The organism is Neobacillus citreus, assembly GCF_018343545.2.
Classification (GTDB): Bacteria; Bacillota; Bacilli; order Bacillales; family Cytobacillaceae; genus Neobacillus; species Neobacillus citreus.
In genome coordinates, this window is record NZ_JAGYPE020000013.1 from 64,134 (window position 1) to 90,579 (window position 26,446).

General features: G+C 41.2%; 29 protein-coding genes and 1 riboswitch. Of the genes, 12 read left to right on the top strand and 17 right to left on the bottom strand.

The annotated features are described in order from the left end of the window. Complete coding sequence (mnmL, locus tag KHB02_RS09860) at positions 1–963, top strand: tRNA modification radical SAM protein MnmL/YtqA (protein ID WP_213144546.1); 963 nt, start codon at positions 1–3, stop codon at positions 961–963. Further along, the gene (mnmM, locus tag KHB02_RS09865; protein ID WP_213144545.1) at positions 960–1,532 is read left to right on the top strand and encodes a tRNA 5-(aminomethyl)-2-thiouridylate-methyltransferase MnmM; all 573 of its coding nucleotides are present in this window, start codon (positions 960–962) and stop codon (positions 1,530–1,532) included. Before mnmL ends, mnmM begins: the two co-directional genes overlap by 4 nt. Positions 1,533–1,564: 32 nt before the next feature. Here mnmM and KHB02_RS09870 read toward each other — a convergent pair whose 3' ends face one another. Both KHB02_RS09870 and KHB02_RS09875 read right to left on the bottom strand, forming a co-directional pair. Further along, a complete protein-coding gene (locus tag KHB02_RS09870; RefSeq protein WP_213144544.1) occupies positions 1,565–2,650 on the bottom strand; it encodes a tetraprenyl-beta-curcumene synthase family protein in 1,086 nt (361 codons plus the stop codon). 18 nt (positions 2,651–2,668) lie between these two features. Beyond that, the gene (locus tag KHB02_RS09875) at positions 2,669–3,472 is read right to left on the bottom strand and encodes an alpha/beta hydrolase (protein ID WP_213144543.1); all 804 of its coding nucleotides are present in this window, start codon (positions 3,470–3,472) and stop codon (positions 2,669–2,671) included. A 153-nt stretch (positions 3,473–3,625) separates the two neighbouring features. Here KHB02_RS09875 and KHB02_RS09880 point away from each other — a divergent pair, with 153 nt between their 5' ends. After that, positions 3,626–4,132 carry a gamma carbonic anhydrase gene (locus tag KHB02_RS09880; protein ID WP_213145268.1) on the top strand — a complete coding sequence of 169 codons (507 nt, stop codon included), beginning with the start codon at positions 3,626–3,628 and terminating at the stop codon, positions 4,130–4,132. Between the two features lie 152 nt (positions 4,133–4,284). Here the strand turns inward: KHB02_RS09880 and asnB are convergent, their stop codons facing one another. Next, positions 4,285–6,183, bottom strand: coding sequence for an asparagine synthase (glutamine-hydrolyzing) (gene asnB / locus KHB02_RS09885; protein WP_213144542.1), 1,899 nt, complete (start codon positions 6,181–6,183; stop codon positions 4,285–4,287). Between the two features lie 232 nt (positions 6,184–6,415). Continuing rightward, positions 6,416–7,618 (bottom strand): methionine adenosyltransferase, encoded by a 1,203-nt coding sequence (metK, locus tag KHB02_RS09890; RefSeq protein ID WP_213144541.1) that lies wholly within the window; start codon positions 7,616–7,618, stop codon positions 6,416–6,418. 265 nt (positions 7,619–7,883) lie between these two features. After that, positions 7,884–8,017, bottom strand: a riboswitch (SAM riboswitch). A gap of 263 nt (positions 8,018–8,280) precedes the next feature. Here metK and pckA point away from each other — a divergent pair. Beyond that, on the top strand, positions 8,281–9,867 hold the full coding sequence (pckA, locus tag KHB02_RS09895; RefSeq protein ID WP_213144540.1) for a phosphoenolpyruvate carboxykinase (ATP): 1,587 nt from the start codon (positions 8,281–8,283) through the stop codon (positions 9,865–9,867). A gap of 44 nt (positions 9,868–9,911) precedes the next feature. On the opposite strand, the gene KHB02_RS09900 is transcribed toward pckA, so the two are convergent. The 4 genes from KHB02_RS09900 to KHB02_RS09915 form a co-directional block, all read right to left on the bottom strand. Further along, positions 9,912–10,862 (bottom strand): hypothetical protein, encoded by a 951-nt coding sequence (locus KHB02_RS09900; RefSeq protein ID WP_213144539.1) that lies wholly within the window; start codon positions 10,860–10,862, stop codon positions 9,912–9,914. Next, positions 10,843–11,367 carry an RNA polymerase sigma factor gene (locus tag KHB02_RS09905; protein WP_213144538.1) on the bottom strand — a complete coding sequence of 175 codons (525 nt, stop codon included), beginning with the start codon at positions 11,365–11,367 and terminating at the stop codon, positions 10,843–10,845. The genes KHB02_RS09900 and KHB02_RS09905 overlap by 20 nt, the downstream gene beginning before the upstream one ends. Positions 11,368–11,466: 99 nt before the next feature. After that, positions 11,467–11,709 carry a DUF2584 domain-containing protein gene (locus tag KHB02_RS09910; RefSeq protein ID WP_213144537.1) on the bottom strand — a complete coding sequence of 81 codons (243 nt, stop codon included), beginning with the start codon at positions 11,707–11,709 and terminating at the stop codon, positions 11,467–11,469. Positions 11,710–11,750: 41 nt separating this feature from the next. Then, on the bottom strand, positions 11,751–12,539 hold the full coding sequence (locus KHB02_RS09915) for an alpha/beta hydrolase family protein (RefSeq protein ID WP_213144536.1): 789 nt from the start codon (positions 12,537–12,539) through the stop codon (positions 11,751–11,753). 106 nt (positions 12,540–12,645) lie between these two features. Between KHB02_RS09915 and KHB02_RS09920 the strand changes: the two genes are divergently transcribed. From KHB02_RS09920 to KHB02_RS09930, 3 genes are read left to right on the top strand one after another with little or no spacing between them, the layout of a single operon-like run. Further along, positions 12,646–13,662: an ABC transporter substrate-binding protein gene (locus KHB02_RS09920; RefSeq protein WP_213144535.1), complete on the top strand. Its 1,017-nt coding sequence runs from the start codon at positions 12,646–12,648 to the stop codon at positions 13,660–13,662. Positions 13,663–13,683: 21 nt separating this feature from the next. Continuing rightward, complete coding sequence (locus KHB02_RS09925; protein ID WP_213144534.1) at positions 13,684–14,460, top strand: ABC transporter ATP-binding protein; 777 nt, start codon at positions 13,684–13,686, stop codon at positions 14,458–14,460. Continuing rightward, a complete protein-coding gene (locus KHB02_RS09930) occupies positions 14,441–15,247 on the top strand; it encodes an ABC transporter permease (protein ID WP_241113796.1) in 807 nt (268 codons plus the stop codon). Before KHB02_RS09925 ends, KHB02_RS09930 begins: the two co-directional genes overlap by 20 nt. A 22-nt stretch (positions 15,248–15,269) precedes the next feature. Here the strand turns inward: KHB02_RS09930 and ytkD are convergent, their stop codons facing one another. Together ytkD and KHB02_RS09940 are read right to left on the bottom strand one after the other, a co-directional pair. Next, positions 15,270–15,749, bottom strand: a complete 480-nt coding sequence (gene ytkD / locus KHB02_RS09935; RefSeq protein WP_213144532.1) for an RNA deprotection pyrophosphohydrolase — start codon at positions 15,747–15,749, stop codon at positions 15,270–15,272. Between the two features lie 81 nt (positions 15,750–15,830). Beyond that, entirely contained in the window at positions 15,831–16,151 is a 321-nt protein-coding gene (locus KHB02_RS09940; protein WP_213144531.1) for a hydrolase, read from the bottom strand. A 224-nt stretch (positions 16,152–16,375) separates the two neighbouring features. Between KHB02_RS09940 and KHB02_RS09945 the strand changes: the two genes are divergently transcribed. Both KHB02_RS09945 and ytzI read left to right on the top strand, forming a co-directional pair. Beyond that, the gene (locus tag KHB02_RS09945; RefSeq protein ID WP_213144530.1) at positions 16,376–16,633 is read left to right on the top strand and encodes a DUF6154 family protein; all 258 of its coding nucleotides are present in this window, start codon (positions 16,376–16,378) and stop codon (positions 16,631–16,633) included. A 116-nt stretch (positions 16,634–16,749) separates the two neighbouring features. Further along, the gene (gene ytzI / locus KHB02_RS09950) at positions 16,750–16,908 is read left to right on the top strand and encodes a YtzI protein (protein WP_338088277.1); all 159 of its coding nucleotides are present in this window, start codon (positions 16,750–16,752) and stop codon (positions 16,906–16,908) included. A gap of 37 nt (positions 16,909–16,945) precedes the next feature. Here the strand turns inward: ytzI and KHB02_RS09955 are convergent, their stop codons facing one another. Beyond that, positions 16,946–17,419, bottom strand: a complete 474-nt coding sequence (locus tag KHB02_RS09955; protein ID WP_213144528.1) for an S-ribosylhomocysteine lyase — start codon at positions 17,417–17,419, stop codon at positions 16,946–16,948. A 140-nt stretch (positions 17,420–17,559) separates the two neighbouring features. Between KHB02_RS09955 and yidD the strand changes: the two genes are divergently transcribed. Then, complete coding sequence (yidD, locus tag KHB02_RS09960; protein ID WP_213119822.1) at positions 17,560–17,799, top strand: membrane protein insertion efficiency factor YidD; 240 nt, start codon at positions 17,560–17,562, stop codon at positions 17,797–17,799. Here yidD and KHB02_RS09965 read toward each other — a convergent pair. After that, complete coding sequence (locus KHB02_RS09965; RefSeq protein WP_213144527.1) at positions 17,796–18,368, bottom strand: beta-class carbonic anhydrase; 573 nt, start codon at positions 18,366–18,368, stop codon at positions 17,796–17,798. The two genes, yidD and KHB02_RS09965, sit on opposite strands and share 4 nt — an antisense overlap. A 196-nt stretch (positions 18,369–18,564) precedes the next feature. On the opposite strand from KHB02_RS09965, the gene KHB02_RS09970 reads away from it, so the two are divergent. Both KHB02_RS09970 and KHB02_RS09975 read left to right on the top strand, forming a co-directional pair. Then, positions 18,565–19,500, top strand: a complete 936-nt coding sequence (locus tag KHB02_RS09970) for a metal ABC transporter solute-binding protein, Zn/Mn family (protein ID WP_213144526.1) — start codon at positions 18,565–18,567, stop codon at positions 19,498–19,500. Between the two features lie 122 nt (positions 19,501–19,622). After that, positions 19,623–19,781 (top strand): DUF1540 domain-containing protein, encoded by a 159-nt coding sequence (locus KHB02_RS09975; protein WP_213144525.1) that lies wholly within the window; start codon positions 19,623–19,625, stop codon positions 19,779–19,781. A 31-nt stretch (positions 19,782–19,812) separates the two neighbouring features. On the opposite strand, the gene KHB02_RS09980 is transcribed toward KHB02_RS09975, so the two are convergent. The 5 genes from KHB02_RS09980 to KHB02_RS10000 all read right to left on the bottom strand — a co-directional run bounded on the left by KHB02_RS09980 (position 19,813) and on the right by KHB02_RS10000 (position 26,161). Further along, entirely contained in the window at positions 19,813–21,303 is a 1,491-nt protein-coding gene (locus KHB02_RS09980) for an o-succinylbenzoate--CoA ligase (protein WP_213144524.1), read from the bottom strand. Between the two features lie 63 nt (positions 21,304–21,366). Further along, positions 21,367–22,185: a 1,4-dihydroxy-2-naphthoyl-CoA synthase gene (menB, locus tag KHB02_RS09985; RefSeq protein WP_213144523.1), complete on the bottom strand. Its 819-nt coding sequence runs from the start codon at positions 22,183–22,185 to the stop codon at positions 21,367–21,369. Next, complete coding sequence (menH, locus tag KHB02_RS09990) at positions 22,175–23,011, bottom strand: 2-succinyl-6-hydroxy-2,4-cyclohexadiene-1-carboxylate synthase (protein WP_213144522.1); 837 nt, start codon at positions 23,009–23,011, stop codon at positions 22,175–22,177. Before menH ends, menB begins: the two co-directional genes overlap by 11 nt. Then, positions 23,008–24,759: a 2-succinyl-5-enolpyruvyl-6-hydroxy-3-cyclohexene-1-carboxylic-acid synthase gene (menD, locus tag KHB02_RS09995; RefSeq protein ID WP_213144521.1), complete on the bottom strand. Its 1,752-nt coding sequence runs from the start codon at positions 24,757–24,759 to the stop codon at positions 23,008–23,010. Before menD ends, menH begins: the two co-directional genes overlap by 4 nt. Position 24,760: 1 nt before the next feature. After that, positions 24,761–26,161, bottom strand: a complete 1,401-nt coding sequence (locus KHB02_RS10000; protein WP_241113797.1) for an isochorismate synthase — start codon at positions 26,159–26,161, stop codon at positions 24,761–24,763. Positions 26,162–26,446 lie beyond the last annotated feature (285 nt).

Genomic DNA, 26,446 nt, shown 5'->3' on the forward strand with positions numbered 1-26,446 from the left:
ATGTTTCAGACAAAACCTTTTCCATATGCAACTGATGATAAGCGTTACCATACATGGAATTACCACCTGCGCCAGCAATTTGGTCACAAGGTGTTTAAAGTAGCCTTAGACGGTGGCTTTGACTGCCCAAATCGTGACGGTACTGTTGCTCACGGCGGCTGTACGTTTTGCAGCGCCGCAGGATCAGGCGATTTTGCCGGAAACCGGATCGAAAGCTTGGAGAAACAATTCAACGATATAAAGACAAAAATGCACACGAAATGGAAGGACGGCAAATATATGGCCTACTTCCAAGCATTCACCAACACCCATGCTCCTGTCGAGGTTCTTCGTGAAAAATACGAAACGGTTCTTAAGCAGGAAGGAGTAGTAGGTTTGTCAATTGCAACACGGCCTGACTGTCTTCCAGATGATGTTGTGGAATACTTGGCCGAACTAAATGAAAGAACTTATTTGTGGGTTGAGCTTGGCTTGCAGACTGTTCATGAACGAACCGGTGAGCTCATCAATCGGGCCCATGATTTTCAGTGTTATGTCAATGGTGTGGCCAAATTAAGAAAGCATGGTATTAGAATTTGCACCCATATTATTAACGGACTCCCGCTTGAAACCTATGACATGATGATGGAAACTGCGCGAGAGGTCGCAAAGTTGGATGTGCAGGGCATTAAAATCCACCTTCTGCATCTGTTAAAAGGAACGCCAATGGTAAAGCAATACGAAAAAGGAATGCTTGAGTTTTTATCAAAGGAAGACTATGTAAACTTAGTATGCGACCAATTGGAAATTTTACCGCCGGAAATGATTGTTCACCGAATTACCGGTGACGGACCGATTGATTTAATGGTTGGACCGATGTGGAGCGTTAATAAGTGGGAAGTCTTAAACAGTATTGATGCAGAATTAAAAAGAAGGGAAAGCTGGCAAGGTAAGTTTTTTCAAGAGGAGTTTGTTGACCGATGAAAATGGAAAGAATTCTTCCGTATGCCAGAAAACTACTTCAAAAAGCAGTTAGCCAAGGTGATATAGTGGTGGATGCCACATTAGGGAATGGGCATGATACTGTATTTCTCGCTGACCTGGTTGGAGAAAGCGGCCATGTTTTTGGTTTTGATGTTCAGGTACAAGCAGTGCAGGCTGCTCAACAACGATTAAAACAGCAAGGGCTGTTAGAACGGGCCACTCTTTTTCACGCCGGTCATGAAAAATCTGCCGAGCTTATACCAGCAGCGTATCACAGTAAGATTACTGGTGCTATTTTTAACCTCGGCTACTTGCCAGGCAGCGACAAAACGATTGTCACTCGGCCTGAGACAACAGTCACCGCGATTGAACAATTGCTTGAACTGATGGCTCCTGAAGGAATTATCGTTCTTGTTATATACCATGGTCATGAAGGAGGCGCGATTGAGCGCGATGCCCTTTTGGAATACTGCCACAGCCTGGACCAAAATTTAGCACATGTCCTGCAATATCAATTCATCAATCAAAAAAACAATCCGCCATTTATTGTGGCGATTGAAAAAAAATAGGAAAAACCAGGCGGGGGCCTGGTTTTTTGTTATTACATTTTCAAAAGCAGCCGAGTCACAAATGATGGCATCGCTTTTTGCAAAGAACGGTACATTAGTCCATTAAAATAAAAGAAATAGCTGATCCAGCCGCCTGCTTTGATGACTTTTTTGGCAAGCTTCCTGACATCCCTCTGCTTACGGACCTTGGAATCGGATAAATAGATGCCAAGCAAGCCGCGATTAATAAGCTGATGAAATCCTTTGTGAGGAAGAAACTCGGTATGCCTGTCCGCTTCCACGACAAAATGCTTTAAGCGATTAAACAGGGTTTCCTGGTTTTCGTAATAAAAGCAGAAATTTAGGTCGCCTCCTGCCATATCCTCCTCTTGGTCAATAAAATAATCCAAAAGAATATGCAGGCCTTGTATGTAAGGGAAATAGCCATTACGGATATTTTCAGCATCGCTGGCTGTAAAATCATCCCGCATCGCGTAAGACACTAGACAAAATATTCCTAATGTCGAACCCGAGCAGGCTGAGAACTCGTACCATTCCATTTTCGGCAAGTGGTTTTGATGGCGTTGAAACCAATTTTCAAGCCTGGGCACCCGTTCTTCCTTTTTTACATGCTTGTGAATTTGCAAATCACAATAGTATTCGCAAAGTTCAAGCAGATATTCTTTTATAAATTCATAATGTTTCAATTCCCTTAAAACACTGCGGCATGTCTCTGACAAATCATTTAAATAACCGCCGTCATCCTGGTCCTCGCGAAGACGGTAATAGTTTTTCCGATCCGCATGTAATACAAGGGCATCCGACATCGATTCATGAAGAGCCGCAAAATCATTTGGATCAAGTGATGTGCTCCGGTCACAAAGATTGTCCAAGTAATCGCTAATTGTTTGGTAGGCGACGATAAACTTGACCGCTTTTTTATAGTGCTCATTTGCGGTCAAAGCCATTATGGCACCGCCTTCACAATGAAATGTCTTATGCTCGATGCTGGCAAGTGCCTGCTTCCTGAGTTCCGGATTAGGAATTTTTTCGGCGCGATTTTTCCAATACGCCAATTCTTGATGGACAGTCGGAATGATTTTGCGATAAACCCTCGACATAAGGGTGATTGGCTTCATGGAAAAAGTCCCCCCATTCTAAACGATATAACCGATGGCTTTTAACTGGCTGTAAACAAAATCCTTAGCATATTCAAATACTTCTTCCCGTTCGGGTTCATTAAAAATTTCGTGGTAGCATTTTGGCCATTCCTTAAATCTCTTTTCAGACAGTGGAACACGATTAAACCAATCCTTAACATGAGCCTTGTTTACGATTTTGTCATCCCCGCCCTGCATTACCAGCATAGGGACATCACGTGTTTTTCCAAGGTTAAGGAAAGCTTGTTTGATGGCATCCGCAAGTTCACGATACCATCTTACCGAAACCTTTGTCACGTAAAGAGTATCATTCGAATCAGCTTCCCTGACATCCTCATTCCTCGTTGCCATTTGTACTGTCAGCCCTGAATTCATTCTAAAGGACGGAAAAACCACATTTAAGGCATAGGAAAGAAAGTTTAACAATTTGGATGGCGGCTTGATTAAGCCTAAACATGGAGAGGACAAAATCACGCCAGCAATGTTTACTCTTTCTTCTTGAAGGAGTCGAATAGTAATCAACCCGCCCATACTATGGCCCAGCAAAAAAACAGGCAATTCATATCGATAGGCTGCTTGAACCCAATCTTTTACTTCAAATATGTATTCATCAAAGGAATCGATATGTCCGCGGCGCGATCGCGTTGTCATTCCCTGCCCGGGAAGGTCGGCCATAATGACATGAAAGCCGGACGTGCGCCACATCTCAATCAGCCATCCGTATCGGCGATGGTGCTCCATGGCGCCGTGAACCATGACAATAACAGCCTTCGCTTCCCCTTCTGCTTCCCACTTCCACATAACTGATCCCCCTAAAACGTTATCATTTTTTGTATTTTACCATATAGGAAAGACTAATAAGAATCTAAATGAATTTTTTAATTGCGATATTTTTTGTCATTCCTTGGCTTGATTCGTTAAAATAGAATTATCATTCAAAAAGGAGCGAGCATGATGATTTACCCTTTTAAAGATAAATACCCTGTTATTTCCGACACTGCCTATATTGCAGATTATGTAACCATTACAGGAGATGTTGAAATCGGCGATGAATCCAGCGTCTGGTTTAATTCCGTTATTAGAGGCGATGTAGCGCCGACAAGAATCGGTAACAAAGTAAACATCCAGGACAATTCCGTCCTGCATCAAAGCCCAAATAACCCACTTATTTTAGAGGATGAAGTGACCGTTGGCCATCAGGTCATATTACATAGCTGCATCATCCGAAAAGGAGCACTTATTGGAATGGGATCGATTATTTTGGACCAGGCGGAAATTGGCGAAGGTGCCTTTATTGGTGCTGGCAGTCTTGTTCCGCAAGGCAAAAAAATCCCTCCTAATACATTAGCATTTGGAAGACCAGCTAAAGTTATTAGAGAAATCACTCCTGAAGATATTAAGGAAATGGAAAGAATCACAAGAGAATATGCAGAAAAAGGGCAATTTTATAAATCCCTGTAAATGATAACTCGCCGATTGGCAAGTCCGATAGGACGAAGACAGAGGCGTAGTTGAATTTATGCGTTAGGAAAGTATAAATTTGAAAAAATTTATACTTTCCTATTAGCCAAAAAGGCACCCAATCTTAACGATGGGTGCCTTTACTTTTCCATTTATCTGCTCGCTAATACTATATCTTTTTTATACTCGCTTTGAAAGGAGTATACTCCTTCAACATACACCTGATGCCAAACCATAAACATAAGAACAGTCCAAATCTTTCGGCTGTTGTCAGCTTTATCCTGACAATGGTCATCAAGAAGCTTTAACAGGTACGTCTTATTGATTAAATGGTCTGTCTGGCTTTCACGAATGATATTTTTTGCCCAATCATTCATCTCAGCCTTTAGCCAGTGGCGGATAGGAACAGGGAAGCCAAGCTTCTTCCGGTTTAGAACATGATCAGGAACGACCCCTTCGGCGGCCTTCCGCAAAACGTACTTAGTAGTGCCGTTAGCTGTTTTCAAGCTAGTTGGGATTTTCGAGGCCACTTCAAATACTGCCTTATCTAAGAACGGCACGCGCAGTTCCAATGAATGAGCCATCGTCATTTTATCAGCCTTTAGTAAAATATCGCCGCGCATCCAAGTATGGATATCGATATATTGCATCCTGTCAACCGGATCATAACCTCTTGATTCCTCATAAAGAGGCTTGGTGATATCGGTATAGTTCAAGCCTTCACGATAGACACTCAAAAGCTCACGTTTTTCCGCTTCGTCGAACATCTTGGCATTACCAATGTAGCGCTGCTCCATCGGTGTCACCCCGCGTTCAATAAAGCTCTTTCCTTTCATCCCTTCCGGAAGCATATCGGCAATTCCTTTTAGAAGGACCTTTCCGACTCTAGGAATTTTATTAAAAATCTTCAAATCGCCAGGCTCGCGGTAAATATTATAGCCGCCAAACAATTCATCAGCGCCTTCGCCTGAAAGAACAACCGTAACATGCTTTCTCGCTTCACGGGCGACAAAATATAATGGAACACAGGCTGGGTCGGCAAGCGGGTCATCCATATGCCAAATAATTTTCGGAACTTCTTTCATATATTCCTCAGGCGTAATGATATAACTGATGTTTTCTACGCCAAGCTTTTCAGCTGTTTCCTTGGCGACATCAATTTCACTGAAGCCATTGTGCTCAAATCCGACGGAAAACGTTTTAATAGCCGGATGGAATTGCTTTGCAATCGAGGCAATGATGGAAGAGTCAATCCCACCTGATAAGAAGGAACCAACCGGAACATCACTGCGCATATGCTTTTCAACCGAATCAAACAGAATATCACGGATTTCCTTTACGAAATCATCTTCCGATTTTAGTACTGGGTGAAAATGTGCCTTCCAGTAGCGGTTCATTTCCATCTTCGAGCCGATTTTTTTTGTGAAATAATGGCCTGGTTCAAGCTTTTTAATTCCTTCAGATAGGGTATCAGGTTCTGGAACAAACTGATAGGTTAAATAATGCTGCAAGGAATCATAATCCAGCACATCATTTTTAAGAGCCAGCAAAATGCTCTTTTTCTCAGAAGCAAAGAAGGTTCTGTCACCATCCTCCATATAAAAGAATGGTTTAATTCCAAACGGATCTCGTGCCCCATAAAGTGTTTGTTCCTGCTTATCCCAGATAACAAAAGCAAACATCCCGCGCAAGCGTTCAACTGCTTTTTCTTTTAGATGGCTGTAGAGGGCAATGATAACCTCTGTATCAGAGCTTGTGGAAAAAGTTAGTCCTTCTTTGAGCAACTCTTCACGAAGCTCGACATAGTTATAAATTTCACCGTTAAAAATAATCCAGTATCTTTCGTTTTCATACGTTAGCGGCTGGTGCCCGGATTCAATATCAATGATACTTAACCGGCGGAAACCAAATTGAATATGATCATCATAATAATAACCATCATCATCTGGTCCACGATGGGTTATAATATCGTTCATATTTTTAAAAAGCTGCTTTTCTTCGTCACGATAATTTTGCGTTTTGTCATGTACACAACCGATAAAACCGCACATTATGTACCTCACCTACTCTATTTCAAAATATCCTTTTGTAAAAACATACTCTCTAATACTACCACTTTTTTTTCAAAAATGGCACTGTGAACAAAAGGAAAATCATGTATCCTCATTTTTTACTTCAATAGTCCTACTTAAACATTTTATTCCAATTTTTAAAACACTGAACAAGAAAATAGACGTTTAATGAAAAATGGGAGTTACACCTTAATGCAACTCCCTCTCCATATTATTTTCCTTCCGCCTGCTCACGTAATGCATCTGCCTTATCAGTGCGTTCCCAAGGAAGATCAACATCCGTACGGCCAAAATGTCCGTAAGCTGCTGTTTGCTTATAGATGGGGCGGCGTAAATCCAGCATTTTAATGATTCCTGCAGGGCGCAGGTCGAAGTTTTTACTTACTAAGTCAACCAATACCTCTTCGCTGACTTTGCCTGTGCCAAAAGTATCGATAGAAATCGATACCGGTCTTGCTACACCAATCGCATAGGCAAGCTGGACTTCACATTTTTCAGCTAAACCTGCTGCGACAATATTTTTTGCAACATAACGTGCAGCATAAGCGGCAGAACGGTCAACCTTTGTCGGGTCCTTACCGGAAAAAGCGCCGCCGCCGTGACGGGCATAGCCTCCGTAAGTATCCACGATAATTTTGCGGCCAGTCAGTCCTGCATCCCCCTGCGGTCCGCCGATTACAAAGCGGCCGGTTGGGTTTATAAAATATTTTGTATTTTCATCGATTAATTCTTTTGGTACAACCGGATTAATGACATGTTCCTTAACATTGCGCTGGATTTGCTCTAGTCCAATTTCCGGATGGTGCTGGGTGGAAATAACAATTGTATCAATCCGAACCGGTTTGTTGTTCTCATCGTATTCGACCGTTACTTGTGTTTTTCCGTCCGGACGAAGGTATGGAAGGATATCCTCTTTACGAACCTCCGTTAACCTGCGGGCAAGCTTATGGGCTAAAGATATTGGAAGAGGCATCAGCTCTTTCGTTTCGTTACAGGCGAAGCCGAACATTAAGCCTTGGTCACCTGCACCAATTGCTTCAATTTCTTTATCTGACATTTGACCTTCACGAGCTTCAAGTGCTTGATTGACACCCATGGCAATGTCAGGAGACTGTTCATCAATAGAGGTTAACACCGCACATGTTTCCGAATCAAAGCCATATTTCGCACGAACGTAGCCAATTTCTTTGATCGTCTCACGAACAATTTTTGGGATATCTACATATGTAGAGGTAGTGATTTCGCCGGCAACTAGAACTAAGCCGGTCGTTACTGATGTTTCAGCAGCTACGCGGGCATTTGCATCCTTTGCTAGAATAGCGTCTAAAATAGAATCAGAAATCTGGTCGCAAATCTTATCAGGATGACCTTCAGTTACTGATTCAGAAGTGAACAAATGGCGTTTTAGTGACATCTGAATTCCTCCTATAATAATGAAATAATGAGGCTGCTTTTTTCAAAGGTTAACACCCTTTCCAAATAACCTCCATTTTGATACGGAACTCATCCCTAATAGTATGAAATAAACATCAGGTTTTTATGAAATACTACCGAAAAAACCCAACCGAAATTCTTTAGAAGATTAGTAAAGCGATTCAAACAGCACGTGTGTTTGCCAAATAGACAAAAAAACCTTTCCATGAGGAAAGGTTGAATGCAAACATTTTGCGTGCCTTTCACTCTTATCGTTCAAGGACAAGCCTTGCATCAGGTTGAGCACCTTTGCCCGAAAAACGACTAAAAATAGACATTTTCCTAGTTGCAGGTTGCTGGGTTTCATAGGGCCTGTCCCTCCACCAGCTCGGGATAAGAGAGTATCCGTTCAAGATTAAATCATACCCCAGATTCTTAAAGTATGTCAATGTATTTTTTAGCAACATTAACCAAAATATACAATGGAGTATGATACAAAATATGCTTAAACTGTTTTTTTCATGACTTTTTAATCACCTTTAGAATAATGTATAAAATACAGCATAATTTCGTCAATTAGTATAGACTATTATTTTAATTGTGTTATACTATTCAATATTAATATATCAAATTAAAAAAACCATAAAAAGGAAGGTTCATTAAATGAATTCTGTTCATATCCCAAATGAATTAAAGGAATTACTTAATGAAAGTAATGTCCAAGTCCAATTATCTGTACCGCAGCTAGTTGAAAAAATCCTCAGCAGAAAAGAAGGGACACTCACTTCCACCGGAGCGGTTCGTGTTTCAACAGGAAAATATACTGGGCGGTCTCCCGAAGACAAATTCACTGTTTTGGAGGAGTCAACCAAAGATAAAATTGCCTGGGGTTCTTTAAATCAGCCAATCTCACAAGAAACTTTTGATCATCTTTATAATAAGGTATTAGAATACTTAAAACAGCAAGAAGAAGTTTATGTATTTAAAGGCTTTGCTGGTGCTGATAAGAAATCACAACTGCCGATTCAAGTCATAAATGAATTTGCTTGGCATAATCTTTTTGCCCACCAGTTGTTCATTCGGCCTTCGGAAGATGAACTTCTGACTCATGAAGCTGAATTTACAGTAATTTCTGCCCCTAATTTCAAAGCAGACCCGGCAGTCGACGGTACGAATTCTGAAACCTTCATTATTATATCATTTGAACGCCGCGTAGTTCTAATTGGAGGAACTGAATATGCGGGAGAAATGAAAAAATCAATTTTCTCTGTCATGAACTATTTACTGCCTGAAAACAATATTTTCTCTATGCACTGTTCAGCGAATGTCGGCATTGAAGGGGATGTAGCATTATTCTTCGGTTTATCCGGAACTGGAAAAACAACTCTTTCCGCTGACCCTAATCGCCGTCTAATCGGCGATGATGAGCACGGCTGGTCATCAAATGGCGTCTTTAATATTGAAGGCGGCTGCTATGCAAAATGTATTAATCTATCTCGTGAAAAAGAACCGCAAATCTTTGATGCCATCCGTTTCGGGACCGTTCTTGAAAATGTTGTGATTAACCAGGAATCGAGAATTCCGGATTATGATGATGAAACATTAACAGAAAACACTCGGGCCGCATATCCAATGGAGGCCATTGATAATATTGTCCAGCCTAGCATTGCCGGGCACCCGAATACCATTGTGTTTTTAACTGCAGATGCATTTGGTGTTCTTCCGCCAATCGCTAAATTAACAAGGGAACAAGCAATGTACCATTTCTTAAGCGGATTTACATCAAAGCTTGCTGGAACAGAGCGTGGCATTACTTCACCGCAGGCAACCTTCTCAACCTGTTTTGGTGCACCATTCCTGCCGCTGCCGGCTACACGCTATGCCGAAATGCTAGGAGAAAAAATACTTGAGCATAACGTTAATGTGTTTTTGGTTAATACAGGCTGGACTGGCGGAGAATACGGCGTCGGCAATCGTATGAAACTCTCATATACAAGAGCAATGGTGCAGGCAGCTCTTGAAGGAGAACTAAATCACGTAGAAACCGTTGAGGATACATTCTTTGGCCTAAATATCCCGCTCCATATTGCTGGGGTCCCTGATGAAGTGCTTCAGCCAATGAAAACATGGGCAGATCCTAATGCTTATGAAAAAAAGGCAAAAGAATTGGCAGAGCAATTCCGTGAGAACTTTAAGAAATTCGCTAACGTTGCCGTCGAGATTGAAGAAAAAGGCGGACCAATCGTTTAAACAGTAGAAAAAAGAGGCTGATCTCCAAAATCAGCCTCTTTTTTCTATTTCCCGTCAACTGGTTTCCTTACTTCGACTGCCTCCGATTGCTGGAGAACAGTAAAACGATATTTACCGCTTTTTTTGATGGTAAACCCGCCGCCATACTCCGTAATATGCTTTCCATCCGTTGTCGTATAGTCTGCAACCTTCTTAAAAGTAAATTTCGATTCCTCAGCGGTTTCTAATTGAAATATCTCCAATTCTATTTCATCGGGAAGATTGCTTCCCTCGACTTCAATAAACTCGTGTTCATAAAAGCCGGCATAAAGATCCTCCGCAGAAATCATTAATGTTGATTTGCCAATTGTGATATACGGCTCCTTTACATAAATGGAAAATGCACCAACCTTCTTATCACCAACTGTGAATTGAAGATTCCAAACTCCTGAAAAAGGCAATGGTTTGAAGGTTGTTACAGTGTGAGCATCCGTACCGTAGATTCCTCCAGATAAAGGAGTTTCAGCAAGGTGCTCTTTGACTCCTGTTTTAACGTGGACCGCATCGACCTTGAGAGATTTCGAATAATCATAGTTTCCCCATAAAAAAATCATCATCTTAGCAACGGTGCCTTTATCTTTTGCAATCCAGTCCTGAGGTGCAAGCAGGCTCACCTTGTTTGTGATACCAAAATTACTACCTGCATAAATAGGTTTCCCCTCTTCATTCTTTAATGCAAAATAATCACCCTCTTGGGCTTTGGTTATAACGGAACTGCCGCTGCCGGGATTCTTTTCCTCGGCTGTATTCGTAAAATAGAAAATCGGGGCAATAAGAGCAAGTATGAACAATGCTGCCATAGCCCCCAGTCTTTGGATGTTAAACGGCTTTCTTGGCTTGATTGTGCCTGCTTCACTAATCCTTTTTAACATGTCCGTTCTCTGTTTTGTAGAAAGCTCATGTTTCGGAAAATCCGCCATCATTTCCAGCAGCTCTTTATCCGATAAATTGCTCAAAATATTCACCCTCCTTTAATTGCTCATTTAGTTTTTTCATGGCCCGAAAAAAGGTAACATTCACTTTATTTTCCGACCAGCCAAGAATGTGTCCAGTTTCCTGTGAAGAAAGCTCGGCAATGCCCTTAAGCAAAATTACATCCCGATAATTTGGCTTTAATTCGTTAATCGCTTCATATAAGCGGGCATACTCCTGCTTTTTTAAGATTTTCTCTTCTGTTTGAAGTTCTTTTTGATCAGGTGATTCTCGATTTAATCGTTCCTTCAGCTTTTGCCATACTGATTTTTTTCGATATAAATCAATGGCTGTATTTCTTGCAATGGAAATAAGCCAGGTTTTGGGACTTGCTTCATTTTTAAACCGGGAAAAGGCTTGAAGTGCACGGAGAAAAGTTTCCTGTACCAAATCCTCAACATCTGTCGTTCCGGTATAGTAAACAAGAAAATTGGTAACGTCCTTCTCATAATGAATAAACCATTTCTCTATTTGCTGAATCCCTTCCAACCTTACCCCCCCTCTCTATTTGTTATTCTCTATATAAGACGCTATTGTTTGGCAAATCTTACACTTTTCCAAAAGAAAAAAAGCAGGTGATAACACCTGCTAGTTCGTTGAGTTTAAGGATATTAGTTGATATGTTAGTGTTGTGCGGCTGTTTTCCCATTCAACTTTTTTTATTAAAGCTGTACCATTTGAGTTTGTGTCCAGTGTTTTTCTGACATCCACAGGGATTTCAATCGGGTATAATCTGTATCCTTCTTTCACAAGTACAAACAGATTTTCTCCAATCCTTTTTTCATTCCCTTTTGTGACGATTAATGTATTTAATTCAAGAGGCATACCCATAACATATCCGCTCCTCTGCTATTTATATCTTTATATTACCATTATTTGTTTTGCATTTTCATCCACTTCGTCAAATCTTCCACTACTTTTCGGTTAATTGCCGGCGGAAAATAATGTGTGAAATGATCAAAATACCAGCGTTCGACTGGCTTGTCCAGACTTCGCAGCCTTCTTTCAAGACGATAGGCGTGTTCGACAGATACATTTTGGTCGTTTACTCCGTGAATAATCAGGACGGGGGCAGCCAGCCTTTCAAGCTCGAATAAAGGTGTTCTTTCTTGATATCGGTCCGGGAATTTCTCCGGTGTCCCGCCGATGACCCGTTTCATCATCCTTCGTAAATCCTTCCGCTCATAGTAGGTCAAGCTCATGTCACTAACACCGCCCCAGGTGACTAAGGAAGATGCATCTGGGAATTCAATTCCCGTCAAAAGCGCCATTACTCCGCCGCGGGAAAAACCAAAGATATGTATCCTTTTTACATTAGGAAGTGATTTTAGCAGGTCGTAGGCCGCATAGGCGTCCGCACGGTCCTCTCCTGCAAAATCCTCATTCCCTTCACCGCCCTGATTGCCGCGATAATAGGGGGCAAAAACAATAAAACCCTCCTGAGCAAACTGGGCAATCCGTGCCGGCCGAACTTTGCCGACGCTTTTGATTCCTCCCCGCAAATAAAGAAATCCGTCATGTACTTGTTCATTTATGGGTTCTGCCAGCAACCCCTTCACGCTTAATCCATTGGAAAGGTATGTAATCTCCTTCAAATCAACGTTTGGATTTGGGGATGGAAACCGCTTCATCTCAATAATTTTTCCGTTAAATTCAATCATTTGTATCTAATCCTTTTTAAAAAAATTCCCGAACTGGGCATTCACACATTTTTTTCTTTTTCATACGATATTCTAGGCAATCAGCCCAGATAAGGAGGTTAATTTTATGAAAAAATGGTCAAAAATCAGTTTCTCCTTTCTCCTCATCAGTATACTTATGTTTTCCCTAATTGCTTGTAATAAAGATACCGCGAAAGAACCGAAGAAACTGGAAAAGGTCCGTATTGCTGAAGTAACCAGGTCAATCTTCTATGCCCCTCAATATGTTGCTTTATCAAAGGGATTCTTTAAGGATGAAGGTCTTGATGTCACATTAACGACAACACCAGGCGGTGATAAGACAATGACTGCCCTCATCTCGGGCGGCGCCGATGTGGCTCTGGTCGGCTCGGAAACTTCCATTTACGTATATGCTCAAGGGGCAAACGATCCGGTCATCAATTTTGCCCAGCTCACCCAAACTGACGGCACCTTCCTTGTTTCAAGAGAGAAAATTGACAATTTCTCATGGGATCAATTAAAAGGTACGACCTTCCTTGGCCAGCGTAAAGGCGGCATGCCGCAAATGGTTGGTGAATTCGTGTTAAAGAAGCATGGAATTGACCCGCATAAGGATTTAAACCTAATCCAAAATATTGACTTCGCAAACATCGCCAACGCTTTTGCCTCAGGAAGTGGAGAATTTGTTCAATTATTTGAACCAACTGCCAGCATTTTTGAAAAAGAGGGTAAAGGTTATATTGTTGCCTCCTTTGGAAAGGAATCTGGGCATGTTCCGTATACAACCTTCATGGCTAAACAGAGCTATATAAAAGATAACAAGGACGTTATCGAAAAATTCACAAGAGCAGTCTATAAAGCTCAGCAATGGGTCCAGTCCCACAGTGCTGAGGAAATTGCTAAAGCCGTAGAACCATTCTTCCCTGATACAAACCCTGAAATTATGAAAACTGTTGTCGATCGTTATAAGAGCCAGGGATCCTTTGCCACTAATCCAATTCTTGATGAAGAAGAATGGAATAATCTGCAAAACATCATGAAGGAAGCCGGGGAGCTTCCAAAAGAAGTAAAACATGACACGCTCGTCAATACAGAGATTGCCGAACAAGTCATGAAAAAATAACTCCGAAAGGGAGGCCGGCACATGAGCTTCTTAAAGGTTCAAAATATACAACACACGTATTTTACCAAAGACTCTAGAACCACGGCCCTCTCCGATATTTCGCTTACGGTTGAGGAGGGAGAATTTGTCTCCATCCTCGGCCCTAGCGGCTGTGGAAAGACGACTTTGCTCTCCATTATTTCAAGCTTGATTAAACCAACTCAGGGGACTGTTTTGCTGGAAAATAAGCCGGTATCCACCGCAAATAACGATATTGGCTACATGCTTCAACAGGACTATCTATTTCCTTGGAAAACAATCGAAGAAAATATCCTTTTAGGCCTTAAATTATCAAAACAGCTGACTGAAAAAAACAAGTCAGCTGCCTTAAGCCTGCTCCAGCAAATGGGCTTGGGCGATGTTGAAAAGCAACTGCCAAAACAACTGTCCGGCGGCATGAGGCAGCGAGTTGCCCTTGTAAGGACGCTGGCAACTGAGCCAAAGCTTTTGATGCTTGATGAGCCTTTTTCCGCACTCGATTATCAAACGAAGCTTAAGCTTGAGGATCTTGTTTCGCAAACATTGGATGAGTTTGGAAAGACAGCTATTTTGGTCACACATGATATCGGGGAAGCCATTGCCATGAGTGACCGTGTTTACTTACTGTCATCTCGCCCCGGAAGAATTCACAAAACGTTTGAAATGCCTGAGGAACTGAAAACATTATCCCCATTTAATTCCAGAAATCATGAAGCATATCCAAGTTTATTTCAAACGATATGGAAGGAGTTGGAGTCTCTTGAACAAGGAAACGGATAAGGTGGAACTCCTCCATAAAAATTATATTCGCTCATTAAAGGTTGAGAAAAGGTGGATACGGTTTTACCAAGCCATCATTTTCCTGGTCTTTTTCTCAAGCTGGGAGCTTTTTAGCGCAAAACAGTGGATTGACCCGCTCATTTTCAGCTCTCCATCGAAAATTTGGATTCTGTTTATGAATAAATTACAGGATGGTTCACTGTTAACGAATTTGGGTGTGACCTTAACTGAAACGGTATTTGGTTTTATCTTGGGAACCTTTCTAGGTGTGCTGCTGGCCGCAATCCTGTGGTGGTCACCGATGGTTTCCAAAATCCTTGACCCCTATCTAGTTATCCTAAATGCGATGCCAAAAGTGGCGCTTGGGCCCGTTCTGATTGTTGCTTTGAGCCCGGGGTACCCGTCCATCATCGCGATGGGTGCAATTATTTCTGTCATTATCACAACCATCGTTGTATACACAGCCTTTAAAGAAGTAGACCCCAATTATTTAAAGGTGCTGCAAACCTTTGGAGCGACCAGATTTCAATGCTTTAAGGAGGCCATTATTCCCGCCTGCTTTCCAACTATCATTTCTACCTTAAAGGTCAATGTCGGACTTTCATGGGTTGGCGTGATTGTAGGGGAATTCCTCGTTTCCTCTAAAGGGCTTGGCTATATGATTATTTACGGTTTCCAGGTCTTTAATTTTACCCTTGTATTTTTATCGCTATTGGTTATTGCCGTGTTCGCCACGATTATGTATCAGCTTGTTGATTTTCTTGAAAAAAAACTTATCAAAGAATAGGGGATTGCATCAGAGCATTCTTCTATTCTTTTTCGTTTTTATATGCCTCAATGAATTTCAGGCATTCCTCTACAACTCGATCCTTCATGATAAAGCTGTATTCCTTACCATACCGCTTCTTAAGGAGGTCTCCTATGATCCTGACAGGTCCGTATGTCTCGTGATAGCTGCCAGTCTCCTCCATCCTTTTGACTTTCCCCCAGAAAACAGCTTTAACAAATGAACCATTTTCCTCATACACCTTATACTCAGCCAGATACATTAGATCTGAAAAAAATATTCCGGCTTCTTCATATGCTTCACGTTTAGCTGCTTCCTCCAAAGTTTCGCCTGGTTCCCTTTTGCCGCCTGGAAATTCGAGTCCTCTTTTTTTATGGTTCGTTAAAATCCACTCATCACCAAACTGACTTATGACAAGAACATGTTTTACTTCATCTGGAAAGGCATCTTTCTTAAAGGCCATTTCCACGGTATTTCCATGATCATCCAGAAACTGAATCATACCTCTTCCCCGCTTTATTTTTTGATTTAAGTATAAATGAAAAAAGGAAAATCCTAAAGGCTAGGATTTTCCTTTCATTGTTTATGAGTTGGGTAAGATGTTCATGCTTTCAATATGCTTTTTTGCTTCCTCGTCACCAAGCTTATGAATCATTCCGTAAATTTGCTGCGTGGTGTTGTCATAATCATCATTCTCACGGTCATAATGATACTGAACATATGGTGTATGTGCTCGAAAAAAGTTTTTCCACTCTGTCGAATAATTTTGATCGAATAACTCACGCAGCTGAGTAATTTCTTCATCATTAGCTTGAATTTGATAGCTCCAAGTTGACGAAGTGGCACTTTGTGAAATCTCACCTGTTCCAATATCTATATAATAGGTTTTCTTTTGTTCACTCATAATTTCATCCCCTTTTAATCTTTAGTAATCCACAAAAATAAAAAATTTATTCGATTACAAAATTCGATTTATTTTTTATAAATGAATACGTTATAATAATCCTAATAAAAAATGACAGAGTTTTCTGTTAATTTAAACAATTGGAAATATGGATTTTTTTAGCTTTGAATGGGAATGGATTAAGTAAGAAGAAAATTTTTGAATGCACATAGGAGGTGCTGGAAATGAAACTTGTCGATGAATTGTATGAAATGTACCGGAACAAACTGACCGGCGATGAAGAGGACATTGATATGCTTGCCTTTGCTTTTTTAGAAGAAATGTCTCACGAGGACTTGATTGCTTTAATTCATGACATGGATAAGCAGGAACTATACGATTTGATGGGGCTTTACCTCATTGAAAGCTTAAAGGGGAAGTTTGCTCAGGAACAATACGGCAGACAGCGGACTCATACTTACTATCCTCGAAATATTCATTGATTTCTACATAATGGCAAAAAGGAAGCTGAATTCATCAGTTTCCTTTTTATTTACAACTAAAAAATAAAAAACATGTTACAATAGAGGGGAAAAAGGGGGAGAAATCTTTGTCTATTGTGATGATCGTTTCAATCATTATTGTTTTTGTCGTTCTTTTCTTAGCAGTCATTACAACATCAAAAGCATACACCTACAAGCATACGGTTGACCCGTTGGAAAACAATCAACATTTAAACGATGCAAATGAAAAAGATGATGAGCCAAAGAACGCATAAAAAAATTCCTATTCTTGCTGAATAGGAATTTTTTCTTTTATGCAAATATCTGCTTTAGCTCTTCCTTGTCCTGCTCAAGCCAATAGCGCATTAGGCGCTTTGCCCCTTCTAAAGTATGCAGCTTTGCCTGACCGCACTGCCTTTCATTTCCCGCAGGAACCTCGGTAAGTTCCAAAGCATCCTTCATGGTATCCTCAAGAAGGTCAATGACTTCCTCCACTGTCGGCTCTCCGCTGACGACTAGATAAAAACCCGTTTGGCAGCCCATTGGAGAAATATCAATTATATCAAAGTGGTCATACTTCTCTGCATGCTTGCGGATAGTGTAGGCAAGCATGTGCTCAAGACTATGAATAGCATCCGGCTTCATCGCCTGTTTATTTGGCTGGCAGAAGCGGATATCATATTTATTAACAACACCGTCAGAACCTACCTTATGGACACCACAGTGTCTGACATAAGGAGCTTTCACGGCATTATGATCTAAATCAAAGCTCTCTACTGAAGGCATCCTAATCATCTCCTCTATAAATCTATTCTCTATCATACTATAAATTCCGTATTTTTTCTGCAACGTATTAATTACCAATTTAGACGTTTTATTGGATTTGTGATATCTTGAAGGAAATTATATTAAAGGAGCAGCTCTATATGCTAAAGAAATTATTCATCGCTCTTATCCGGTTTTATCAAATAGCTATCTCGCCTTTAAAACCGCCTTCCTGCCGCTTTTATCCAACCTGTTCTCATTATGGTCTTGAGGCTGTTCAGCGTTTCGGGGCTATTAAAGGCGGATATTTGGCTATTAAAAGAATCTTGAAATGCCATCCCTTTCATCCAGGCGGAGTCGATCCTGTTCCTGAAAAATGGCAGGACCACAAAAAACATTAATCCTGATTACCGTCGACCACTAAGTCGAGCTTTCCTGTCCTTGGATCAATAACGAGTCCGTGAACAGGCACACCCCCCGGCATAAGCGGATGCTTTTTAATCATCTCGACACTATGCTTTACACTGTCAGTTACACTATCAAAGCCATGCAGCCATTGATTAAAATCAACTCCGGAATAGGCTAGTGTATCAAGTGTTTCCTGACTGACACCCCGTTCCTTCATCTCTGCCACGACTGGTTCTGCTTTCAATCCACTCATCCCGCAATCATGATGTGCAATCACAAAAACCTCTTTTGCCTGAAGCTGATAAAGGGCAATTAAAATGCTACGCATAATACTTCCAAACGGATGAGACACAATCCCCCCGGCATTTTTAATCAGTTTTACGTCCCCATTCCCTAAATTCAAGGCCTTTGGCAAAAGTTCCAGCAGTCTTGTGTCCATACAAGTCAGGATTACTGCTTTTTTATTCGGATATTTAGTTGTCTCATACTTTTCATACTCGCGCTCTTCCACAAATTTTTTATTGAAGTCAAGAATATCATTTAATAATGATGAACTATCCATTTATTCACTCCCCTTTAGGTATCTCTTTTTTAAGGATACATAAAATTCATTCGAATATACAATTTTTTCACTTGCAGAAACGGCAAATTTTTTGTAAGATACATAAGTAAATCGGAATTGTTACGTATTAGATTCATAATATTTAAAATTTTTTAGTTGTTAAATCGGAATAAATACGATTTAAAAAGGAGCTTTTATGAAAAAACTAATTCTTTTTCTTTCTTTTCTACTGCCGTTAAGCTTGGTTTTATCAGCATGTGGACATAATACCGAACAAACTCCAAAAAAGAAAAATCTATTGACGATATATACGACCGTTTTTCCACTGCAATATTTTACGGAACGGATTGGCGGAAAATATGTAAAGGTGGCTACAATCTACCCACCAGGCGCTGATGAACATACCTTTGAGCCTTCGCAAAAGGATATGATGAATTTGGCTGATTCAGACTTATTTTTCTATATCGGCCTTGGCCTTGAGGGATTTGTGGAAAAAGCCAAAGGTACCTTAAAAGATGAAAATGTTACCTTGGTACCTGCTGCGGAAGGGCTGAAACTGCCGAAAGACCACCATTCATCTGAAGAGGAAGATCATGAAGATCATGCCGGGGTTAATCCTCATGTTTGGCTTGACCCTGTTTATTCAAAGGAAATGGCAGCAGTAATCCGCGACCAATTGGCGAAAAAACTCCCACAGCGAAAGGCTTACTTTGATGAAAACTACCAAAAGCTTGCTGACGAGCTTGACGAGTTAGACGCAAATTTCGCCAATACGATTTCGCAGGCAAAGCATAAAAAAATCATTGTCACCCATGCGGCCTTCAGCTATTGGGAAACTCGCTATGGAATAGAACAGATCAGCATTTCTGGACTATCCACAACCAACGAACCAAGCCAAAAAGAATTAGAGAAAATCATTTCCATGGCTGACCATGAAGGCCTTCACTATATGCTGTTTGAACAAAATGTCAAATCTAAGCTTGGCAAGGTCGTTCAAAAAGAAATTGGCGCACGTGCGCTGCCAATTCATAACTTGGCGATTTTGACAAAGGACGACATCAAAAATAAGGAAACCTATTTTTCATTAATGAATAAAAACTTAAAAACATTGGAAACAGCATTAAATAATTAATTGAAACAATTTGGATTTTCGGCCAATGATTTACGTTTTCACCCAATTACTTACTGACATGCATATCACACAATCATCAAATGCTATACCTGTATTACCAAATTAGTTAAGGAGTGATACACATGGCACAGGATGTTTTATGCGAGGTCAATAACTGTACATTTTGGGCAAAGGGAAACAAGTGCAGTGCAGACCAAATTTACGTTGTCAGCCACACTGGGAAAAAGGCTGATACAAGCAAAGAAACTGATTGTCAAACATTTGAAGCGAGCGAACTATAAAAGATAAAGAACCAGTCGATGGCTGGTTCTTTTATTTTTCGTTTATCATTTCATGTAGATTTCTTCTAAGAAGTTTCTTTGCTGCATTTCTCGGCAGCTGTTCTGTGAAATAGAATTGTTTCGGCACTTTATATTTGGCAAGCCGTGTTTGGCAAAATTGTTGGAGTTCCTTCTGTGGCAATGCCGCACTTTCCCTTTTCACTATAAAAGCAATCGGCACTTGTCCCCATTTAGCATCATCCACTCCAATAACCCCGACATCTGCTACATCCGGGTGTGAGAGCAAAACGGATTCAATTTCTGCAGGATAAATATTCTCACCGCCTGAAATAATTAAATCGGAGCGCCGGTCCAATACATATAAAAAACCTTCTTCATCAACGTACCCGATATCACCTGTATGGAGCCATCCTTCACGGATCTTCTCTTTGGTTGCGTCCGGCCTGTTCAAGTATCCTGCGGTTACATTTGGTCCCTTCACTACAATTTCTCCTGCATGTTGGGGCGATGCCGCCGTGTGGTCATCCAGTTCAATTCTAAGCTGGGATGGAAATAACGGTTTTCCTGCCGAACCAAGCTTGCTTAGGCTATATTCCGGAGAAAGGGTAACAATTTGCGATGAAGTTTCCGTCATTCCATAACTTTGGAACACAGGCAAATTCTTTTTAACACACGCCTCTAGCAATGGCAGCGGGGCTGGGCCGCCGCCTAACAGAAAACAGCGAAAATGTTCCGGCAGTCCGCTAACTGTCAAAGCATCAACAATACTTGTAAGCATCGTTCCCACAACTGACATAATCGTAACCTTTTTATCACTAATATCTTCAATCGTCTTCTGCACATCAAATTTTTCATGAAGGACAATCGGCATTCCATAAATGACGCTCCGCATTAAAATAGAGAATCCGCTGATATGGAACAGCGGCAATGAACAAAGCCAGCAGTCACTTTCTACGAAGCCTAAATTTAACGCCGAGCCAGTTGCGCTCCACCAGTGGTTGCCATAGGTTTGTAAGACACCCTTTGGATGACCGGTGGTTCCTGAGGTATACATGATCGTGCAGATATCTGATAGGTTGATTTCTTCTTGAATATCAGCGTATTCATTTTCTTTTTTTGCAAACAAATCACTCTTTGTAATTGTGGCAAGAGATGCAAGCTGTTGATTAATGACCATTTTAATATCAGTAAATGAATCCTCTAGTATCAATAAAGAGGATGTTGAGTCCTCTAGTTGCCAAACAAGCTCCGATGGTGTTAAGCGATTATTTAAAATGACTGATCTGACTCCCAAAAGTTGAAGAGCAAAAAATATAATGACAGTATCTAGATGATTTTTCAACAGAACACCTACAAAATCATCCTTTCGAACGCCAAGCCCTTGAAGTTGCCCTGCTACATTAAGTGAATAATTATAAAGCTCTTTAAATGTTAAAGCTTTATCCTGAAAATAAACGGCAGTCCGATCCGGTGTTAGAAAGGCTCTTTTCATCAAAAAATTTGTCATTGTTTCGTTATTCATATTTATCATCCTTTATAAAAAACAGCCTGATGGAGACCATCAAGCTGTTGTAACGTTTTTTCATCAAGGGAAACGAGGGAATTGGCCGAAGTCTGGCTTGCGCTTTTCCTTAAAGGCATCGCGTCCTTCTTTCGCTTCGTCGGTTGTATAATACAACAGCGTTGCGTCACCAGCAAATTGCTGAAGTCCAGCCAATCCATCGGTATCTGCATTCATGGCAGCTTTGATGAAACGAAGTGCGGTTGGGCTCTTTTCAAGCATTTCCTCGCACCATTTGATTGTTTCTTCTTCTACCTGTTCAAGCGGAACAACGGTATTGACTAAGCCCATATCGAGCGCCTCTTGAGCATTGTATTGGCGGCATAAATACCAGATTTCACGTGCCTTTTTATGACCGATAATACGGGCAAGATAACCTGAACCGTAGCCGGCATCAAAGCTGCCTACCTTAGGACCTGTTTGTCCAAAAACAGCATTGTCAGCTGCAATCGTTAAATCACAGACTACATGCAGAACATGACCTCCGCCGATTGCATAGCCTTTAACCATTGCCACAACCGGTTTTGGAATAACACGAATCAGACGCTGCAGATCAAGTACGTTTAGGCGGGGAATTTGGTCCTCACCAACATAGCCGCCATGTCCGCGGACGCTTTGGTCGCCGCCGGAACAGAATGCCTTGTCTCCTGCACCTGTTAAAACAATGACGCCGACTTCGGAATCATCACGGGCATAGGCAAAAGCATCGATTAATTCCATCACTGTTTTTGGTGTGAAAGCATTATGTACATGGGGACGGTTAATCGTGATTTTGGCTATTCCGTTATACGTTTCATAAATAATTTCATCGTATTTACGAACTGGAATCCATTCAACTGCCACTATAAATTCCTCCTTTGTTTGTATTTGACAAAAAGTCACTTACTATTGTACCAAACTTTTCGGGTTCTTCCACATGAATTGTATGACCGCATTGTGCGATCGTTACCAAAGAACTATTTTTCAGCTCCTTGTGCATTTTTTCAGCAATCCTGCAGAACTTCAAATCTTCCTCACCGGTGAGCAGCAAAACTTCACAGGCTAGCTTATTTAATTGCCCCCACCAAGAGGGCTGAGAACCCGTCCCCATACCTAGCAAGCTATTGGCAAGACCAATAGGAGAATTGTTTAAACGCTGTTCCCTTACTTTTCCTTGTACTTTCTCCGGCAGCCTCTTCATGGTTGAAAATAAGGGGACATTCTCCCAGTATTCAACAAACTCCTTTATTTCTTTATCCTTAATAAAATGGGCTAATTCGGCATCTTTCATACGGCGCTGTTTTCTTTCGTCCTCTGATTCAAGACCAGGCGAAGCGCTTTCCAAAATCAATTTTCGAACCCTTTTGGGATATAGACAGGCAAATGAAAGGGCAAGCCTGCCCCCCATTGAATAACCTAATAAATCAATTTGCTCAATCTGGAGTTCATCAAGAATGGAAATTAAATCTTGAGCTGCCTCCTCCATCCGGTATCGGCCCGCAGCCTCAGGAGATTCTGTTTTTCCATGCCCGATGATATCAGGAATAATCAACCGCGAGTGTTTTCCCAGTCGTTCGCAAAAAGTAGTCCACGTTGATGAATCCCCCGTAAATCCATGAAGCATAACGAGGGGGAATCCCTTCCCGCATATCTCGACATGATAGCGGATTCCGCCGGTAACTATCCTCATTTTTGCTCCCCTTTGACAAAATTTGATATTTCCTGGGAAACCACATGCCAAAATTCGCGGTGCTCGTCTCGATTTTTGTCTCTGTTTGTGACAATTTCATAGACATTTATGCCTGCCGCATCTCTTGTTTTTTCCATTTCAATTTGGAAATGATCCCAATCCTTAATTCTCGTAAATTGTCCGTTAAACATTTTGACGGCATGTTCAAATTCAATGTTTAATGGTGTACCGAAAAGAAGCTCGAAATGCTTCGGATGTTCCGATTGCGGAAGGAAGGAGAATATCCCGCCGCCATTATTGTTTATAAGGATAATGTTTATATTAATTTGATGCTTCATAGCTGCCCAAAGTCCATTTAAATCATGGAAAAAGGTTAAGTCTCCAAGGACCAAATATAACGGCTTTGAGTACATCGCCGCACCCAAGGCTGTGGATACGGTCCCGTCTATGCCGTTCGCACCCCTGTTAGCCATAATCTTAATTGACTTGCCATTTGTTAAGAAAAAGCTGTCCAAATCACGAATTGGCATACTGTTTCCAACAAATAATGCGGCACCATCCGGCAGCATCTCAGCAAGCTGATAAAATAGCTTTCCTTCACTTAATTCTGGAATATCCCGGATTGGAGACATATTTACTTTTGTAAGGTCATTTACTTTTTTCCAAGCGTCTAAATATCCCGTCTCCACCCGAGGTTTGGAATACGCTGAAAGTTTTTCACAAAAAATTGCTTCATTACAAAAAATCATATCGGTCGACAAGATAGCAGGATCCCGCCAGCCGCCTCCGCCATCGACCACAAATTGATCTGCATTCGGATTTCCTTTGATAAAAATGGTTAACGCTTTAGACACCGGCATCGAACCAATTCGGATAATCACGTCCGGTTTAAGGTAAGATTTCGCATCTTCATTTCGTAAGAATGTGTCGTAAGTATCAATAATTTGATCATTTGCATGCTGCCCACTTCTAAGCTGTGATAGCGGGTCTGCTAAGATTGGATACTTTAATTGATTAGCGAGCTTTGTTACAGCAATTGCGAAACGTTCATCGGCAACATTTCCGCAAACAATGATCCCCTTCGCTTTGCCAGCCAACCGCTCGGCGATTTCTTGATACTCCATTTCGTTTATGTTTAGTTCACCATTATGTACCTGCACATATCCTTCCGGTCGCTCACTCACTGCAAAGAGTTCCTCATCCATTTTAGGAATAAGTGGTTCTCTAAAAGGAAAGTTCAAATGAACCGGACCAGCTGGAGCGCTGGCTGCATATGAGGCAGCACGGGAGCAGACTGTCCGCGCGTAGCGGATCATCTCATCATTTTTCTCAGGCAGTGCCATTTCTGCAAACCACTTGACGTGTTTCCCGTACAAATGAATTTGGTCAATCGCCTGCGGTGCCCCTACCTCTCGCAACTCATGAGGCCGGTCTGCTGTCAAAACCAGCACTGGGACTCGTGAATAACGCGCTTCGACAATAGCGGGAAAGTAATTGGCAGCAGCGGTACCTGATGTGCAAAGAATAGCAACGGTTCGATTTGTCGCCTTGGCGATTCCCAATGCAAAAAAGGCGGCAGAGCGCTCATCCACATGGATATGGACGTTTAAATCCGGATGTTCTGCCATAACCAATGCCATTGGGGTGGATCTTGACCCGGGACTGACCACCACATCGGTAATCCCGGAAAGAACCAGCTCCCCGACAAATGCCGCGATATAAGCAGTTAACGATTCTTGATGATTCATACTATTTTCCCCCAAGTGCCCGAAGCATTGGCCTAAACTTCAAGCTTGTCTCTAAATATTCACTTTCGGAATCAGAATCAGCTACAACGCCGCATCCGGCAAATAAGGATGCTTCCTTGCCTTGTAAGAGACCTGAGCGAATGGCTACTGCAAATTCCCCATTTCCTTCGTAATCCAGCCAACCTACAGGTGCAGCATAAAAGCCGCGGTCAAGCTCCTCAACTTGACGGATTTTTTCAACCGCTTCTTTCTTCGGAAGTCCGCCAAGAGCAGGGGTTGGATGCAATCTTTCGACCATATGCAATAGTGAACTGTCACCACTGCATTTTCCGATGACCGGCGTATACAAATGCTGTATGTCCCTGATTTTCATTAGCTGAGGTTTATCAGGAAGGATGATTTCTTCACATGATTCCTCTAGTGCTTCTTTTATCATTTCCACAACATATTGATGCTCAAGCAAGTTTTTCTGGTCAGAAAGCAATTTTTCTCCCAGTAATCGATCCTCCTCCGGGTTATGTCCCCTGGAGCTGGAACCAGCAAGGCAGGTAGAAAAAAGTTCGGTGCCATTCTTTTTCACCAGTCTCTCTGGAGATGCTCCAAGAAAACAATCGCCATTCGATTCAAGAGCAAAGATAAAGCTTTCATGCTGTTGTTCATTTAAATGTTGCAGGACTGCCTCTGAAGCAACAATGTCATTAAAATTTAACCGAAGTTCCCTGGCAAGAACTACTTTTTTAAGCGGGCCTCTGTTTAATTCCTTTACCATTGCATCAACTGTATTTTTCCACTTCTCAGGTGAAATTTCCTTTGTTTCCAGAAGGGCAGGCAGAGCTGTGTGGTGGTGTTTCTGAAGAGACTGAAAAAGTTTATTCCGTTCATCGATTATATGTTTATATAACAATTCATCATCGTTCGGTGTAAAGATAAAATTAGTTGTCAAAAAGACTTGTCCCTTAATAACACTCAAAAGATATTTTGGCAGATAAAATAAAGAATCATCAAATTTAGACCAAAGCACTGTCTTCTCTTTGTATGGATCAAAAGAAAATCCTCCAAATATCAGCGGGCCTATTCCAATTTCGGAAAATGGATTAGAAATAAGGCTGTCCTTTAAAAATTCCTTCCATTCTCTTTCAATAAGGCCAAAACGGTCATCTGACTGATCTATTTGAAATTGCTTAGAAATTCCCAGTCCCGCGAAAATAAATTCGTCCTTTGGATCCTTCCAAAAAAACCGTTCACCTGAATAGTGTTCATTCCCACTAGAAAAGAATAAAAGGGGGTCGATATGATTCATTTTTTCAACTTCACTCATTAAAATGGGACGGCCAAGTTCTTTTGCGCGCTTCATCGCCAAAAGACTTCTTTCCTTCGTTTCGATTTCCTGAATGGTAATCAAGCAAATCCCTCCAAAACAGCCAAATAGGGCTGTCTCCATTCATTTTAAGCCTTTTTAAAGATACTACTCCCATTGTAAAGAAGTCAATAATGGTTGTCACTACTTCTCCTGCTTCATTTCCTTATTATATGTCAAATTTCCGAAAATCGGTTGCAAAAGGCTTCGATACACTCATTTTCCCACTAAATATGGATATTACTCGAGAAGGGATTATCTTCTAGTTTTGAAAGTAAAATTTAATTGACACTCCACTTGATATTTCCTACACTTAGGTTTGGGTAATAA

Excerpts from the sequence above, each read along its gene's own strand:
- KHB02_RS09925 (WP_213144534.1), top strand. The coding sequence starts at position 13,684 with ATGAGCTTCTTAAAGGTTCAAAATATACAACACACGTATTTTACCAAA.
- KHB02_RS09920 (WP_213144535.1), top strand. The coding sequence starts at position 12,646 with ATGAAAAAATGGTCAAAAATCAGTTTCTCCTTTCTCCTCATCAGTATA.
- menD (WP_213144521.1), bottom strand. The coding sequence starts at position 24,759 with ATGAATCATCAAGAATCGTTAACTGCTTATATCGCGGCATTTGTCGGG.
- KHB02_RS09955 (WP_213144528.1), bottom strand. The coding sequence starts at position 17,419 with ATGCCTTCAGTAGAGAGCTTTGATTTAGATCATAATGCCGTGAAAGCT.
- pckA (WP_213144540.1), top strand. The coding sequence starts at position 8,281 with ATGAATTCTGTTCATATCCCAAATGAATTAAAGGAATTACTTAATGAA.
- KHB02_RS09980 (WP_213144524.1), bottom strand. The coding sequence starts at position 21,303 with ATGAATAACGAAACAATGACAAATTTTTTGATGAAAAGAGCCTTTCTA.
- mnmL (WP_213144546.1), top strand. The coding sequence starts at position 1 with ATGTTTCAGACAAAACCTTTTCCATATGCAACTGATGATAAGCGTTAC.
- KHB02_RS09870 (WP_213144544.1), bottom strand. The coding sequence starts at position 2,650 with ATGAAGCCAATCACCCTTATGTCGAGGGTTTATCGCAAAATCATTCCG.
- KHB02_RS09940 (WP_213144531.1), bottom strand. The coding sequence starts at position 16,151 with ATGAGTGAACAAAAGAAAACCTATTATATAGATATTGGAACAGGTGAG.
- KHB02_RS09880 (WP_213145268.1), top strand. The coding sequence starts at position 3,626 with ATGATTTACCCTTTTAAAGATAAATACCCTGTTATTTCCGACACTGCC.
- KHB02_RS09910 (WP_213144537.1), bottom strand. The coding sequence starts at position 11,709 with ATGGGTATGCCTCTTGAATTAAATACATTAATCGTCACAAAAGGGAAT.
- KHB02_RS09915 (WP_213144536.1), bottom strand. The coding sequence starts at position 12,539 with ATGATTGAATTTAACGGAAAAATTATTGAGATGAAGCGGTTTCCATCC.
- menH (WP_213144522.1), bottom strand. The coding sequence starts at position 23,011 with ATGAGGATAGTTACCGGCGGAATCCGCTATCATGTCGAGATATGCGGG.
- KHB02_RS09970 (WP_213144526.1), top strand. The coding sequence starts at position 18,565 with ATGAAAAAACTAATTCTTTTTCTTTCTTTTCTACTGCCGTTAAGCTTG.
- metK (WP_213144541.1), bottom strand. The coding sequence starts at position 7,618 with ATGTCACTAAAACGCCATTTGTTCACTTCTGAATCAGTAACTGAAGGT.
- ytkD (WP_213144532.1), bottom strand. The coding sequence starts at position 15,749 with ATGATTCAGTTTCTGGATGATCATGGAAATACCGTGGAAATGGCCTTT.
- KHB02_RS09975 (WP_213144525.1), top strand. The coding sequence starts at position 19,623 with ATGGCACAGGATGTTTTATGCGAGGTCAATAACTGTACATTTTGGGCA.
- KHB02_RS09965 (WP_213144527.1), bottom strand. The coding sequence starts at position 18,368 with ATGGATAGTTCATCATTATTAAATGATATTCTTGACTTCAATAAAAAA.
- KHB02_RS09875 (WP_213144543.1), bottom strand. The coding sequence starts at position 3,472 with ATGTGGAAGTGGGAAGCAGAAGGGGAAGCGAAGGCTGTTATTGTCATG.
- yidD (WP_213119822.1), top strand. The coding sequence starts at position 17,560 with ATGCTAAAGAAATTATTCATCGCTCTTATCCGGTTTTATCAAATAGCT.
- KHB02_RS09945 (WP_213144530.1), top strand. The coding sequence starts at position 16,376 with ATGAAACTTGTCGATGAATTGTATGAAATGTACCGGAACAAACTGACC.
- mnmM (WP_213144545.1), top strand. The coding sequence starts at position 960 with ATGAAAATGGAAAGAATTCTTCCGTATGCCAGAAAACTACTTCAAAAA.
- asnB (WP_213144542.1), bottom strand. The coding sequence starts at position 6,183 with ATGTGCGGTTTTATCGGTTGTGTACATGACAAAACGCAAAATTATCGT.